Below are 11,836 nucleotides of genomic sequence, written 5' to 3' on the forward strand. Positions count from 1 at the left end.
ACCGGGCCGCTACAAGCTGCTCGCCGAGGTCGTCGCATGTGTTTCCCCATGTTGAACGCCGCGTCGTCGGCGTGCGCGAGCACACGGTCGACTCCAAGGTTCTCGCACCCGTGCTCACTGCTTTCTTCCGCTCCTGAGCAGCACCGACGAGACACCGTTGGCAAGATCCACTACAGCGCCTTGGGCTCAGTGGCCGGTGGCGCGGGTGGCGCGGCGGCGGGCGTTCTGGCGTCTGGTCTTCACCTCCACGCCGCAGGAGCTCATGCTGCACCAGCGGCGGCTGCGGTTCTTGCTCAGATCCAGGAACAGGCCCGCGCATCCCCCGCTGGACGCGCACACCCTGACCCGGTCCACCGGCCCGGCTGTCAGCAACTCGATCGCCGAGCGGGCGACCGGCCACCACGTCCGATTCGGGTCGTCGCCGTCGAAGGCCCAGCCGTACGCGCCGTCCGCGCGCACCAGGTGCGCCGCGGCCATCGCGGCGCGGTAGGCGTCTTGGAGGGCCGCCAGGTCGGCGGCGGCAGGCTCGGTGCCCCGCGCGATGGCGTGGAACGCGTGGAAGACCGTCTCGCGGAGTTCGAGTGCGGCGTTGAACGCCTCCTGCGCCGGGCCCGGCTCGGCGGCGGCCCGGCGCAGCAGCCGCTCGGCCACTTCCTGGTCCACGACACCGGCCCGCAGTGCCCATTGGGCCAGGTCACCGTAGGCGAAGAGGGTCTCCTTCGGCACCTTCAGCCGTCGCCCGTCCAGAGAGTTGGCGAAGTCGAGGCACAGGACGCCCCCGAAGAACTCGGTCATGTCCACCACCAAAACACGTTTAGGTGGCAGCCATGCGGATAATGCTGCCAGTGAAACGAGTTTAGCCGGTGGACAACAGGAGTCCGCGATGATGAACGCCCTGACCGCCATCCCGATCGCCGTACGCGCCACACGCGCCCTGGCCCGCTCGGCCCTGCCGGACAGCCCTGTGGTCCCCGACGGCCATTCCTGGCCACGCCGCTGGACGGCTGCCCGCAGGCACCGGACGACGCCCGCGAGCCAGTCCGACTCCCCCACGAGCCCGTCCGACTCCCCCGCGAGCCAGTCCGACTCCCACGCCAGCCCGTCCGACTCCCCCGCGACCGCACCGCAGAGGTCTGCGGGCGACCCGCCATCACCGCCGCGGTTCACCCTGACGGCCGTGGTCCTCGACACCCGCGATCCCGCCGCGCTCGCCCGCTTCTACGCCCGGCTGCTCGGCTGGGAGCTCGCCACCGAGAAGCCCGGGTGGGTGACGCTGAGGGCCCGCGACGGCTCGACCGGCATGTCCTTCCAGGCCGAGCCCCTGTACGAGCCGCCGGCCTGGCCCGCCCGCCCCGGCGGTCGGCTGATGATGGCCCACCTGGACATCGAGGTGGACGACCTGGAAGCCGCCAGGGCCCACGCCGTCGCGTGCGGTGCGACGACCGCGGACTTCCAGCCGCAGGACCAGGTCCGCGTCTGCCTCGACCCGGACGGCCACCCCTTCTGCCTCTGGCTGGACCTCGGCCGCGCATCGGCCTGATTCCGCGCACCAGGACACCGGCGCGGATCATCTCTCGAGTCAGGACGAAAGCTCACGCACGTTCCTCGGCCCGCGCCTTGGCGGCTCTGCGACGGCGGATGCCCACCACGCGAGCCGGTGACGTGGCCAGGTCGTCCCAGGTCACGTAGCCGCCGGAAGCTGTCGCGACGTGATGGTGCCTCACATGGCGATGCGGTGATGCCTGCCCTGCCTGCGGTGGCGGCCGTGCGTGCCCGTGGATCGTCTCCTCGCCGACGCCCTGGTCATCACCATCACCGACCCGAGGACCAGGACGGTGATCCCCCCGGTGAAGGCGACGCCTTCCGGGCTGAGCACCGCCGGGATCTGGTCGTGTCCCATCGCCTCGATGGTGATGACGGCCTGTTCGCGTGGCGCACTGACCAACGGCGCCTTCATCTGCCGCGGCTCCGTGGACCGCTCCAGTGAGCCGACCTGCACCTGCTTCTCGTGAACCTTGCGGGGCAGGCCGTACCCGACGACCTTGCTCTCGTCGCGGATCTTCCGTTTGAGCCAGACCTTGTCGACGTTCGCCTCGATCGTGTGCAGCTTGCCGTTCTCGACCTTCTCGACGACACCGACGTGGTCGACCTTGCCCGCTTTCTTGGACCCGGCCCAGTCGTAGAAGACCAGCGCACCAGGCTCGGGCGTGTCGGACCAGGCTCCCTGCCGCTGGAACCACTTCGCGTGGGAAGGCGTCCACGCGAACTGGCCCACGTAGCCCTGGACATCCGCCTTCTCGGCCGCCCAGGCGATGAACATGTCGCACCACGGCGCGTTCTTGTACTGCGGGTCCGCCACGGCATCGGAGTACCACTCGCCGAACTTGGTGTACTGGCTCGCGCCCTCTTTGTAGCCGAGTTCCGAGCGCATGGCTTCAAGCAGGCCGTCGGCAATGGGATCCACTGGACTCCGGGGTCTCCTCTGTCGGTCGGCTACCGGGCCGGGCGGCGTTCGCCGCGGAACGCGGCCGATACCTCTCCGGCACCGGCGGTTTCACCTCTGCGAGCAGGTGGGAGTCCCCAACCCCAAGCTCGCCCCACGCGTGGCCTGTAAGCCGGCTTGGACCCCCGTCCGCTAACGATGGACTTTAGTAGATGACAGCCGCCAAACAGCCGACAATCACAAAAAGGCATGAAGGCTCAGGATCATCGCGATAAGCCCGGCGGGTGGAATTTCACCCGATAGACCATTTGACGGCCCACGGAGGAAACTTCTCCCGTCATACCCTGCGTCAGTGGCCGTGCTCGCCCTGCTCGGCGTGCTCGGCAGATTCGGCGGGCTCGGCGGGGGTGGCCGTCGGCTCGGGGTCGGTGATGACGGGCGCGGCCTGGCCGGCTTGGACGGCGAAGTCGGCGGTGCGCACGGCTTCCCCGTGCTTGAAGTCCAGGAACAGCCGGTAGTCGCCGCGGCTGGGCACCTCGGCGTAGAAGGTGATCTCCGGACCGGACGGCGTCTTGCCGTCTCCCGGTTCCCCATCTGGGTGCACGTGCAGGTAGGCCAGGTCTCCACCGCGCAGAGCCACCAGGTGGCCGTACGCGCCGAGATAGGGCTGCAGGTCGGTGACCGGCCTGCCGTCCTTGCTCACCTTCAGCACGAGCTTGCTCGCCCGGCCGGGGGTCAGCTCGCCGTCGAGGGTGACGGTGTAGCCGTCCACCGTCGCCGTACGGTGGGGCTCGGGGAGCGGCTTGGGCTCGTAGCGGCCGGCGGCGTACAGATCCACGCCGAGAGTCATGCCGTCCGCGCCCTCGGGGGCGAAGTCGGCGAACGCGCGGTACGTTCCCGCCTCGGGCAGCGTGAGCGGTACCGTCCAGGTGCCGTCGGCGGTCGAACGCGGATGGAGGTGCTGGAAGCTCCCGAGATCTCGTGGCACCACGATGAAGTGCAGCTTCTTGTCGTGCTCCACCTGGTAGGCGGTTACCGGCCTCCCGTCAGGCCCGGTCACGGTGAACCGGAAGTCCATGGTGCGGCCGGGCCTGATCTTCGTGGTCAACGGGGTCAGGGTGTAGCCGTTCTGGGACACCTGGAGTCCTCCGGGGATCGCCGTCGCGCCCGCCGGGCCGGTCTCACCGGGGGCGGTCGTCTCGTGGACGGCATGCCCGCTCGGGGCCGGCGGCGTGCCGACGCCTCCCATCAGCTTGCCGGCCCCGAAGGTTCCGGCGAAGACCACGGCGAGTCCGAGGGCATAGGCTCCGAGCTTCGCGGGGGTGTTCATCACCGGTTCACCACTTCGTACCCGGCCTGCTCGACCGCGGCGGTCATGGCGGCATCGTCGACCGGGCCGTCGCTGTCGACCGTCACCAGACCCGTGGGCAGGTCGACCTTGACACCGGTGACGCCGGGGACCTCTCCGACCTCTTCTGTGACCGAGCTGACGCAGTGGCCGCACGTCATCCCTTTGACGGTGTAGGTGGTGGTGGTCATCGCGATCACTCCTGTTATCGGAAGTCGTCTATCGAACGTCAGTACCGGACCAGGCGGGGATCCACACCCTTGCCTAGAACCCACGGGGGGTATCCGACGACCGGGAACCTAACATACCCCCAAGGGGTTAGCAAGCCATCGTCGCACGCATCGCGGCGATGAGCCTCTTGCGTTCGATGTACCCCCTGGGGGTATATTCACAGGGGAGATCGGTCCCCCACCCGAAAGGAACGTGACACCCCATGGACCATTCAGCCCACGACCACGTCCCGCACCGGCACACCGAACACGGCGGCGGACACGGCGGCGGACGCGGCGACTCCTCCTGGCGCACCGCCGCCCAGGCGACGCTGCACTGCCTGACCGGCTGTGCCATCGGCGAAGTTCTCGGCATGATCATCGGTACCGCGGCCGGACTGCACTCCGGCGCCACCGTCGCACTGGCGATCGCGCTGGCCTTCGTCTTCGGCTACGCGCTGACCATGCGCGGAGTGCTCAGAGCGGGCCTGAACCTGCGCCAGGCGCTGAAGGTCGCCCTGGCCGCCGACACCGTCTCGATCGCGGTGATGGAGATCATCGACAACATCGTGATGATCGCCGTGCCCGGCGCCATGGACGCCGGCCTGACCAGCGTCCTGTTCTGGGCGGCCCTGGCCTTCTCCCTCGCCCTCGCCTTCGTGCTCACCGTGCCGGTCAACCGCCGGCTGATCGCCAAGGGCCGCGGACACGCCGTCGTCCACGCCTACCACCACTGAGACACCTGGTCGCGGCCCTGGACGAAGGCACGGGACTCCCCCGGGGGCAGTCCGTGACGCCGCGCCAGGAACGTGTCGATTATTGGCCCCCTGCCGGCCGAACCAATGTGGTGGTCGAGCACGTATCTCCCGGCGGACGGCTCGAAACGAGGATTTGGCGGAAAGACATTGACGCGACTTGGTCAGCCGTCGGCCCGGAAACAGGCGACCACGGAAGACGACCCGGCAACGGACGGCGACCTGGAGCACACGCCAGAGGACGAGGCCGGCAGCCAGGACAACACGGGTGACGTCGCAGGGGACGGGGCCGGCGACCGGGGCAGAGCCGATGACGCCTCAACGGACGAGGCCGGCGCACGGGACAGAACCGGTGACGCCTCAACGGACCAGGCCGACGCACGGGACAGAACCGGTGACGCCCCAACGGACCAGGCCGGCGGCCGGGACGACGAGATGGCCGGTGATCCCGCAGGCCGACTCCGGGGACCGCGCCGCGTCGCCACATGGGTGACCACCGGCCTGGCCTGCCTGGTCGTGCTGTTCGCCCTCATCGCCCCGAACGATCTGAACCGCTTCTCGCTCAGCGCGTTTCTGCGCATCCCGGTGGAGGGCCTCGTCGGGGTCGTCCTCCTCCTGGTCCTGCGGGCGAGCGCCAGACGGGTGGTGGCGGTGCTCGCCGGAGTGGCCCTCGGCCTGCTGACGGTCCTGAAACTGCTCGACATGGGGTTCCTCAAGTTCGTCGCCCGGCCGTTCGACGTGGTGCTCGACTGGGTCCTGCTCGGGCCCGCGTGGGAGTTCGTCAGGGACGCGTATGGCCTGGGCGGTGCGATCGGCGCCGTGGTCCTGCTCGTGGCCGTCGCCGCCGCCATGCTCATCCTCATGCCGCTGTCGGTGCTGAGCCTGACCAGGATCGCGGTCCGGCACCGCTCCACGACGATGCGGACGGTCGCGGTGCTCGCGGTCATCGTGCTCGTCGACATACTGGCCGGCAGGCCGATCACCCCCAAGGTGCCGCTCGCCAAACTGGCCTACGCCCGGGCACAGCAGGTACGCGCGGGGCTGCACGACCAGGAGGCGTTCGCGGCGGAAGCCGCCGTCGACGCCTTCCGCGACACCCCGGGCGAGAAACTGCTGACCGGGCTGCGCCGCAAGGACGTCGTTCTCGCCTTCGTCGAGAGCTACGGGCGCGACGCGGTCGAGGACCCCGAGATCGCGCCACCGGTCCGCGCGGTGCTCGACGCGGAAGACCGGCGGCTGCGCGCGGCCGGGTTCGCTTCCCGCAGCGCCTTCCTCACCTCGCCGACGTTCGGCGGCAGCAGCTGGCAGGCCCAGTCCACGTTCCTATCGGGCCTGTGGATCAACAACCAGCCGCGCTACCGCAACCTGGTCTCAAGCGATCGCCTGACGCTGCCCAGCGCCTTCCGTCGCGCGAACTGGCGCACCGTCGCCGTCGCGCCGGGGATCCGCCGGGCATGGCCGGAGGCGTTGTTCTTCGGCTACGAACGGACCTACGCGTCCTGGGATCTCCAGTATCGCGGCCCGCGCTTCTCCTGGGCGCTCATGCCCGACCAGTTCACCCTGGCGGGCTTCGAACGCCTGGAACACGCGAGGAAGGATCGCGGCCCGCTGATGGCGACGATCCCCCTGGTGTCGAGCCACACACCCTGGACGCCCATCCCCAAGTTCCTCCCCTGGAAAGACCTCGGGGACGGCTCGGTCTTCACCCCCATCGCCGCGGCCGGCCCCTCGCCCAAGGTGTGGCGCAGCACCGCCCAGTTGCGCGCTGACTACGGGCGTTCCATCGAGTACTCGCTGAGCAGCCTGCTCTCCTACATAGAGACCTACGGCGACGACGATCTCGTGGTGGTCTTCCTCGGCGACCACCAGCCGAACCCGACCGTCACCGGCCCGCGTGCCAAATGGGACGTGCCGATCACCATCGTCGCCCACGACCAGGCCGTCCTGGACCAGATCTCCGGGTGGGGCTGGCATGACGGCCTGACGCCCGGCCCGCAGGCACCGGTCTGGCGGATGGACCAGTTCCGGGACCGGTTCCTTACCGCCTTCGGATCGCAGCCCCGCCCCGTACCATCACCCAACTCGACGACGGGCCGGTAGCGGCGCCATGTACGGCGGGTCAGGGCGAGGTGGTCCCACCGGGTAGAGGCTTGAATTCCGGCATGTCGAGCGGCCCCGGCTTGGCAGCCCAGGGCACCGCGACCCGCACCGAAGTGTTGCCGGGAAATCCGACGACGTACCCTTTCGCCAGCGGGGGCAGCTCTTTCCAGTAAGCACGCCAGGCATCACGGACGAGTCCGCTTGCGGCCTTGCTCTCCCCCACGCCGACATAGACCACGTTCAGGCCGCCGGCCATGAGGCCCGTCACCGCCATCTCCCTGCTGGTCACCGACCACGACTTCTTCTCCACCCGGTCATTCCAGAGAGTGGCACCACTGCTGGCGATCATGCCCTGGGTGAAGTTACGAATCCATGGCCTCATCGCGGCGAGCACCGAGATATTGCCGGTGCCGCCGATGACGCCGGCGACGACGGCCGCATTGGAGCCCTCGGCGATCGAGAGAAGAGACCTTTCAAAGGGGCTTCGTCCGACGAAGGGGTTGGCCACGGCATTGATCGCGAAGTTGCCCCCCAGCCCCCACCGATAGATCCGCCAGTACCCGCTCCACGACTGCTGTGCCATGCTCAGGAAGCTTGTCTCACCCGAGGCTTTCATGCCCAGGCCACGAACCACACCTGATCGGCCAACGGCTATCGTGCCCCTTCTCACCACGGCACCGAGTGAGTGGAGGATCAGCCGGAACCTGCCGAGCACTTGTGCGGAGACGACGGCGACCTCGGTCGTCGTCTTGGCCGACCTGGCCCACGCAGCCATGGAACCGAGGCCGGCGGTGGCCGCCGACGTGGCCACCGCCACCATCACGGCGATGACCAGACTCTCGATCAACCTTTTCAGGGCCTCCTGCGTCTTGGCCGACACATCGGCGGCGCTGTCGAGGACCACGGCCGCCGCGCCGAGTTGGACGATGGCCTCCTCCCGGTAGCCGGGGTGGAGCCATCTCCCCCAGGTCTCCTTGAAGGTGGCCGCGTCATCTCCCTCCCAGGTTTCGGTCAGCGTCACCACTTTCACGAGTTCTTCGTGTGCGTGCGAAACCGCCGTCTGGAGTTGCCGGCAGGCCTCGGCCATGGATCTCAGCTGACGTATGTCTTCGTCATTGCCGATGCGGCGTAATGCGTTACCGAGGAGGCGGATGAGGTCTACAGGAGGGTCATACCACTCGGCCATTCCACTTCCCTTGCACGACGGCCGCCAGTGCCGGAGGGGCCCGAGAGCAGCGCTGTCCTGTCCGTCAACGGGGTACGGGGTGCCCGTTCCCCTTCAGGTCAATGGGAAGCTTAGTGATCTCCGCTCGCGTATGCTTCTCCACCGCCTCCAGCCGCCGCGAAGCGGCCAGAAGCGCCTCGCCGGAGGTGCCGAGCTTCTGGCGCAGGTCGGTGACGTAGTCGTTGATCTCGGTGTAGAAGTCGAGATAATGCTCCCCGAGATGCTCGGAAGCGCCTTCCACCAGGCCGAAGCAACGAGCGGTGGGAGCCGCGTCCATCTTGAAGGCCGTGGCGGGAGACTCGAGCAGGCGCCCGACCTCATGACAGGTCGTACCGGCGTGCCGCAGGTCTTCCGTACGGGCCACCATTCGATTACCCAAGACACAGCTCCAGAGTCCAAGTGGGACATCGCTTCTGACGATGATCGGCCACGCGTACCATGATCCCATGTCGGGCGACCCGGTCGCTGTGCATCCACGGCAACAAATGCATGCCGACCATCTTCACCGGCACCCGCTGCGTCCTCATCTGACGGCCCGGCCGGGGCCGCGGCGCCGGACGTCAGGTTCCGGTGGTGGAGGCGGCCACATGTGAACGTTTCATCGTATTCGCATACGTGACCCGCGATCCGCTGCTCGAACGGGCCGTCCGGGCAGGTCGGCACCGATGAGGACGTTCTCTGGCGTCTTCGTGTTCCCCTCTCTCCACCTCTCCCGTTGACAGCCGTCATGGCGGTTCTTACCTTCATCTTGTTCGCCCACATGTATGCCATACATGTATGTGAACAGGATGAAAGCCGCTCTGCCGCAGGCCGGACCCAACGGAACAAGGAGAAAGATGGTGACCCTCATATGAGGACGAAGCGGACGGGCAGGATGCTCGTCCTGACGGTGACGGCGAGCGCCGCGCTCGTGGCGGCCGGCGTCGCCGGAGTGGGCACGGCCGCCGCGGCGGCTCCCACCTCCGGCTCTTACACACTGGTCAACGCGGGCAGCAGCCTGTGCCTGAACGCGCCGGGCAGCTCCAGCGGCACCCAGCTCGTCCAGGCCTCCTGCAACGGGAGCGCGAACCAGATTTGGACGGTCACCTCGGTGAGCGGCGGCGTCACGCTCAAGGCCGGCGCCACCGGCATGTGCGCCGGCGTGCGGGACGCGAGCACCTCCGCGGGTAAGGCCGTGCAGCTGGAGAACTGTTCCGGCGCCTCGTCCCAGACGTGGAGTCTCACCGCGTCCGGGTCGAACTACCGGGTGGTCAACGCCAACGGCGGCAAGTGCCTGAACGTCAAGGACAGTTCCACCTCCTCGGGCGCGCTCGTCCAGCAGAACTCCTGCGACTCGGTGACCAGCAAGCAGTGGACGTTCGCCCCGGCCGGGTCCACCCCGACCCCCACCGGGAACCCGAACCCCACGCCCACGCCGACGCCGACCGGCGGCGGTGGCGGTGGCATCCCGTCCTTCCCCTCGCCCAGCGGTTCGGTGAAGGTCGACGCGACCATCCAGGTGTCGGGGACCTTCGACGGCGGGATGAGGCGCTACTACGGCATCGGTGACGGCGGCCAGAGCGAGAGCCAGGACCCGATGTTCGAGCTGGCACCGGGTGCGACGATCAAGAACGTCATCATCGGCGCGCCGGCCGGCGACGGCGTCCACTGCGAGGGCAACTGCACGATCCAGAACGTGTGGTGGGAGGACGTCGGCGAGGACGCCGCGACCTTCCTGGGCGGCACGAACTACTACGTCACCGGCGGCGGAGCGAAGTCGGCGTCGGACAAGGTGTTCCAGCACAACGGGCCGGGCACCGTCCACATCAGCAACTTCTTCGTGAGCAACGCAGGCAAGCTCTACCGCGCCTGCGGCAACTGCTCCAGCTCCTACCAGCGCCACGTGGTGATGAACGGCATCGTCGCGCAGAGCACGAAGGTCCTGGTGGGCATCAACACGAACTGGGGCGACACCGCGAGGTTCAGCAACATCACCGTCTACGGGAGCAGCAGCAGTACCACCATCTGTGAGAAGTACCGGGGCGTTCCCAAGGGCAGTGAGCCGGAGAAGATCGGCAGCGGCGCCGACGGCACGAACTGCCTCTACTCCTCCTCCGACATCACCTACAGATAACCCGATACCACCCGCAGGCAGGTGCCCCCCCTGCCTGCGGGCAGCCCGGCCGGAGCCGCGCAAGTGACCACTTGCGCGGCTCCGCCACATCTCGGCCCGCCCGCGAAGGGGACAGGGCGCGTCCCCTGATGACCGGATCTTCAGAAACCCTTTTCGCAACAGACGTGATCATTGCCTCCATGCATTCGGGACAGCATCCATAGAAAGTGCCCAGTACTCCGCCTCGGAAGCTCGCATCGAAGTGATCAGGACTATTGACAGTCCCTGATGTTGCGCCTACGTTTCAGAAAACGTTTTATGGGCGTTTCGGTGCGTCGCCAGGGCGACAGAGGAGACGATCATGGAAGGCGGGATGCCCCGGCGCGGCGGCACGGCATTCGACCAGGCGGGCAACATGCGGGCCAGGTCGGCCGCACTGCGCGACGTCGCGGCGCTGGCCGGGGTGTCGACCATGACGGTGTCGCGCACGCTCAACGAACCGGAACGGGTGCGCCCGGACACGCGGGCGCGGGTCCTGGCGGCGGTGGAGAGGCTCGATTACCGGCCCAACCAGGCCGCCCGCCAACTGGTCACCGGCCGATCGGGCGTGCTGGGGGTGGTCGGCGTCGACACCGACCTGTACGGCCCGGCCGCCACGCTGTACGCGATCGAGCGGGCCGCCAGGAGGTCCGGCTACGCCGTCGACGTCGCCGGCCTCGGCTCGTCCGACCCCGGTTCGATCGCCGAGGGAGTGCGCCGGCTGCGCACCCAGCAGGTGGACGGCCTCATCGTCGTGGTGCCGCACCAGGCGGCCGCCGACGGCGTGCGCGACCTGCACCCCGGCCTCCCCTTGGTGGCGGTCGACGCGGGATGGGGCATGCCCGTGCCGGTCGTCATGGCGGACCAGACCGGCGGTGCGGCCAGGGCCACCGGTCACCTGCTGGGTCTGGGCCACGAGACGGTGTGGCACATCTCGGGCCCGGTCGACTGGATGGCCGCGCAGGGCCGCATCCAGGGGTGGCGCTCGGCCCTGCAGGCCGGCGGCCGGCTCGTGCCCGAGGTCCTGTCGGGTGACTGGAGCCCGCAGTCGGGCTACCGGCTGGGCCGGCACCTGGCCGGCGACCCGCACATCACGGCGATCTTCGTGGCGAACGACCAGATGGCCGTGGGGGTGCTCCGCTCGCTGCACGAGGCGGGGCGGCGCGTTCCCGAAGACGTGAGCGTGGTCGGCTTCGACGACATCCCCGAGGCCGGTTACCTGTGGCCGTCCCTGACCACGGTCCGCCAGAACTTCCGCGACCTCGGCGGTGAGGCGTTCCGCCTGCTGCTCCAGCGCATGAAGGGAGGCACGGAGGAGAGCCTCAAGATCATTAGTACGGAGCTGGTCGTCAGAAGAAGCACCGGGCGAGCGCCCTGAGGACCGGTCCCGCGACACATCAAAGAAGGAATGCCGCGTTCCATTTGATGTTATCGGTAACATATTTGTTAGCCGGAAATCTCCGTGTCCATTTACCGTTCACGCAGCTCACAGCGCATTGACAATCGAGTCTTGACAGGTTCCATGTTATGGAAAAGACTCGGTGAAGCCGCAGGCGATACACGCGGCGGCTCCTTCGTAAGAAAGAAGTCCAGCCGCATATGCGAATCGATTGTTAACGCTAACA

The 11,836-nt window shown here is 68.2% G+C and carries 11 protein-coding genes; 5 read left to right on the forward strand and 6 right to left on the reverse strand.

Translation table 11 applies throughout. The annotated features are described in order from the left end of the window. Positions 1-186 precede the first annotated feature (186 nt). Positions 187-795: a CGNR zinc finger domain-containing protein gene (locus ABD810_RS27555; RefSeq protein ID WP_344946577.1), complete on the reverse strand. Its 609-nt coding sequence runs from the start codon at positions 793-795 to the stop codon at positions 187-189. Positions 796-883: 88 nt separating this feature from the next. Between ABD810_RS27555 and ABD810_RS27560 the strand changes: the two genes are divergently transcribed. Beyond that, positions 884-1,540: a VOC family protein gene (locus tag ABD810_RS27560; RefSeq protein ID WP_344946580.1), complete on the forward strand. Its 657-nt coding sequence runs from the start codon at positions 884-886 to the stop codon at positions 1,538-1,540. 180 nt (positions 1,541-1,720) lie between these two features. Here the strand turns inward: ABD810_RS27560 and ABD810_RS27565 are convergent, their stop codons facing one another. From ABD810_RS27565 to ABD810_RS27575, 3 genes are all read right to left on the reverse strand, one after another. Continuing rightward, on the reverse strand, positions 1,721-2,464 hold the full coding sequence (locus ABD810_RS27565) for a CHAP domain-containing protein (RefSeq protein ID WP_344946583.1): 744 nt from the start codon (positions 2,462-2,464) through the stop codon (positions 1,721-1,723). 328 nt (positions 2,465-2,792) lie between these two features. After that, complete coding sequence (locus ABD810_RS27570) at positions 2,793-3,773, reverse strand: hypothetical protein (protein ID WP_344946890.1); 981 nt, start codon at positions 3,771-3,773, stop codon at positions 2,793-2,795. After that, positions 3,773-3,982, reverse strand: a complete 210-nt coding sequence (locus ABD810_RS27575) for a heavy-metal-associated domain-containing protein (RefSeq protein ID WP_344946585.1) — start codon at positions 3,980-3,982, stop codon at positions 3,773-3,775. Before ABD810_RS27575 ends, ABD810_RS27570 begins: the two co-directional genes overlap by 1 nt. A 242-nt stretch (positions 3,983-4,224) precedes the next feature. On the opposite strand from ABD810_RS27575, the gene ABD810_RS27580 reads away from it, so the two are divergent. Then, on the forward strand, positions 4,225-4,737 hold the full coding sequence (locus ABD810_RS27580) for a DUF4396 domain-containing protein (RefSeq protein WP_344946588.1): 513 nt from the start codon (positions 4,225-4,227) through the stop codon (positions 4,735-4,737). 168 nt (positions 4,738-4,905) lie between these two features. Continuing rightward, entirely contained in the window at positions 4,906-6,855 is a 1,950-nt protein-coding gene (locus ABD810_RS27585) for an alkaline phosphatase family protein (RefSeq protein WP_344946592.1), read from the forward strand. A 19-nt stretch (positions 6,856-6,874) separates the two neighbouring features. Here ABD810_RS27585 and ABD810_RS27590 read toward each other — a convergent pair whose 3' ends face one another. Continuing rightward, complete coding sequence (locus ABD810_RS27590) at positions 6,875-8,041, reverse strand: WXG100 family type VII secretion target (protein WP_344946598.1); 1,167 nt, start codon at positions 8,039-8,041, stop codon at positions 6,875-6,877. Positions 8,042-8,105: 64 nt separating this feature from the next. Further along, positions 8,106-8,459, reverse strand: a complete 354-nt coding sequence (locus ABD810_RS27595) for a hypothetical protein (protein WP_344946602.1) — start codon at positions 8,457-8,459, stop codon at positions 8,106-8,108. Between the two features lie 471 nt (positions 8,460-8,930). Between ABD810_RS27595 and ABD810_RS27600 the strand changes: the two genes are divergently transcribed. Both ABD810_RS27600 and ABD810_RS27605 read left to right on the forward strand, forming a co-directional pair. Continuing rightward, positions 8,931-10,193 (forward strand): pectate lyase, encoded by a 1,263-nt coding sequence (locus ABD810_RS27600; RefSeq protein WP_344946608.1) that lies wholly within the window; start codon positions 8,931-8,933, stop codon positions 10,191-10,193. A 340-nt stretch (positions 10,194-10,533) separates the two neighbouring features. Next, the gene (locus tag ABD810_RS27605) at positions 10,534-11,589 is read left to right on the forward strand and encodes a LacI family DNA-binding transcriptional regulator (RefSeq protein WP_344946613.1); all 1,056 of its coding nucleotides are present in this window, start codon (positions 10,534-10,536) and stop codon (positions 11,587-11,589) included. Positions 11,590-11,836 lie beyond the last annotated feature (247 nt).

This window comes from Sphaerisporangium flaviroseum (assembly GCF_039537005.1).
GTDB classification, from domain to species: domain Bacteria; phylum Actinomycetota; class Actinomycetes; order Streptosporangiales; family Streptosporangiaceae; genus Sphaerisporangium; species Sphaerisporangium flaviroseum.

Excerpts from the sequence above, each read along its gene's own strand:
- ABD810_RS27590 (WP_344946598.1), bottom strand. The coding sequence starts at position 8,041 with ATGGCCGAGTGGTATGACCCTCCTGTAGACCTCATCCGCCTCCTCGGT.
- ABD810_RS27575 (WP_344946585.1), bottom strand. The coding sequence starts at position 3,982 with ATGACCACCACCACCTACACCGTCAAAGGGATGACGTGCGGCCACTGC.
- ABD810_RS27605 (WP_344946613.1), top strand. The coding sequence starts at position 10,534 with ATGGAAGGCGGGATGCCCCGGCGCGGCGGCACGGCATTCGACCAGGCG.
- ABD810_RS27555 (WP_344946577.1), bottom strand. The coding sequence starts at position 795 with ATGACCGAGTTCTTCGGGGGCGTCCTGTGCCTCGACTTCGCCAACTCT.
- ABD810_RS27560 (WP_344946580.1), top strand. The coding sequence starts at position 884 with ATGATGAACGCCCTGACCGCCATCCCGATCGCCGTACGCGCCACACGC.
- ABD810_RS27600 (WP_344946608.1), top strand. The coding sequence starts at position 8,931 with ATGAGGACGAAGCGGACGGGCAGGATGCTCGTCCTGACGGTGACGGCG.
- ABD810_RS27570 (WP_344946890.1), bottom strand. The coding sequence starts at position 3,773 with ATGAACACCCCCGCGAAGCTCGGAGCCTATGCCCTCGGACTCGCCGTG.
- ABD810_RS27580 (WP_344946588.1), top strand. The coding sequence starts at position 4,225 with ATGGACCATTCAGCCCACGACCACGTCCCGCACCGGCACACCGAACAC.